The organism is Nocardioides segetis (genome assembly GCF_051390595.1).
In the GTDB taxonomy this organism is placed as follows: Bacteria; Actinomycetota; Actinomycetes; order Propionibacteriales; family Nocardioidaceae; genus Nocardioides.
In genome coordinates this window covers 1-1,299 of the sequence record NZ_JBNINR010000038.1, presented here as the reverse complement: position 1 = coordinate 1,299, position 1,299 = coordinate 1, and the positions used below count along the sequence as shown (strand labels likewise).

Below are 1,299 nucleotides of genomic sequence, written 5' to 3'. Positions count from 1 at the left end.
CCGAAGTCGGATTGACGACCGAAGGGGTCGCGCTGATCGAGATCGAACTTCAGGGGCGAGCTGCATGAACCCCGATCACTGGTTCGCCGCGTGGACTGTGCTCGCGATCGTCCTGGCGTTGCTGCTGATGTGGGGCGGCTGGAACCTGTGGACGGGGCGGTGGTGGCAGTGAGCACTCCTGCATCGCGCTGGATCGACGCGCGTATCTCAGATGCCCTCGACCGCGCCTTTGAGCGAATCGACGGCTACCAGCGAGATGGCTACTGCACTGAGGAAGACGTGTACGCCGCGCTTATGAACGGGTGGGGCGAGGGCGTCGCCGAGGGCTGGCGCGAGTGGATCGACGAGGGCGAGTCGTGACCGACAACAAGCCCATCTTCGACCCGGATCATCGTGCCCGGTCTGTCGCCGTGGTCGTCGTGGTCGGTGCGGTCATCGGGCCGCTGGTGCTGGTGATGCTGCTGGACATCGTGGCGCGGTCGGCATGAGCACTCGCTGACACGACTGTCTGATCTTCCGTCGCCCACGCGGTCTTTCGCGTGGTCGGCGGATCGAGGGGCGCCCTGGCAGGAACAGGGCGCCCCGACCAATTCCTAGGCCCGCGCGCGCCGCGAGAGGCCGGACAACAAGCACTCAAGAACGGAGCATCGCGATGAGCGAAGCCAACGATGACTACACGGTCCGACTGCGAGCACGGCAGGAGATCGACTACGAGTTCGAATTCACTCTGGACCCGAACGATCGCGCCGAGTTCGAGCAGTGGAGCGACGGGCAGCCTCCCACGCCGAGCCTGATCGCGGAGTTCATCGACGCCGGCCCCGCGATCGACTTGGACGGATTCCTGACGCCGGCCAACGTCGTCAGTGAGTTCACAGGGGACATCGAGGCCGCGCAGTGACTGCCCATGACCTGCTCACCCGCGCGGCTGGGAAGGTGCGGACACGCGGGGGTCCGTACCACGAGAACTGGCCTCTGGTCGCGGACCTGCTGCTCGATGCCGCCGCGTGGCTGGAAATGCACCCCGACGTGAACGTCGGCCCCCCTGTCCGCGGGATTCCGGTGGACGCGCCGCCGTGGATCCTCGGCGCCCTCGCTCTCGCCCGCTCGATCAAGGAGCCAGCCGATGTGCACTGACTGCACACCCAACTGGGAGCCACCCATGCCAGGCGAGAGCGAGACCTTCGACCCCATCGCCGACGCCATCGACGCCAAGCGCCACGCACGGGACCGGGAGAACCGTGCCGCTGCGGGGATTCCAGAGCCGACCATCGCCGAGCTCGCCCAGGGATTCGGGTCGCA

The 1,299-nt window shown here is 66.9% G+C and carries 4 protein-coding genes; all 4 read left to right on the top strand.

What is annotated here, in order from left to right:
* Window positions 1-168 precede the first annotated feature (168 nt).
* The 4 genes from ACPZVR_RS25395 to ACPZVR_RS25380 all read left to right on the top strand — a co-directional run bounded on the left by ACPZVR_RS25395 (window position 169) and on the right by ACPZVR_RS25380 (window position 1,134).
* Window positions 169-360, top strand: a complete 192-nt coding sequence (locus ACPZVR_RS25395; protein ID WP_436702480.1) for a hypothetical protein — start codon at window positions 169-171, stop codon at window positions 358-360.
* Window positions 357-488: a hypothetical protein gene (locus tag ACPZVR_RS25390; RefSeq protein WP_436702479.1), complete on the top strand. Its 132-nt coding sequence runs from the start codon at window positions 357-359 to the stop codon at window positions 486-488. The genes ACPZVR_RS25395 and ACPZVR_RS25390 overlap by 4 nt, the downstream gene beginning before the upstream one ends.
* Window positions 489-652: 164 nt before the next feature.
* Window positions 653-898 carry a hypothetical protein gene (locus ACPZVR_RS25385; RefSeq protein WP_436702478.1) on the top strand — a complete coding sequence of 82 codons (246 nt, stop codon included), beginning with the start codon at window positions 653-655 and terminating at the stop codon, window positions 896-898.
* On the top strand, window positions 895-1,134 hold the full coding sequence (locus ACPZVR_RS25380) for a hypothetical protein (RefSeq protein WP_436702477.1): 240 nt from the start codon (window positions 895-897) through the stop codon (window positions 1,132-1,134). Before ACPZVR_RS25385 ends, ACPZVR_RS25380 begins: the two co-directional genes overlap by 4 nt.
* Window positions 1,135-1,299: the final 165 nt, after the last annotated feature.

Excerpts from the sequence above, each read along its gene's own strand:
- ACPZVR_RS25385 (WP_436702478.1), top strand. The coding sequence starts at position 653 with ATGAGCGAAGCCAACGATGACTACACGGTCCGACTGCGAGCACGGCAG.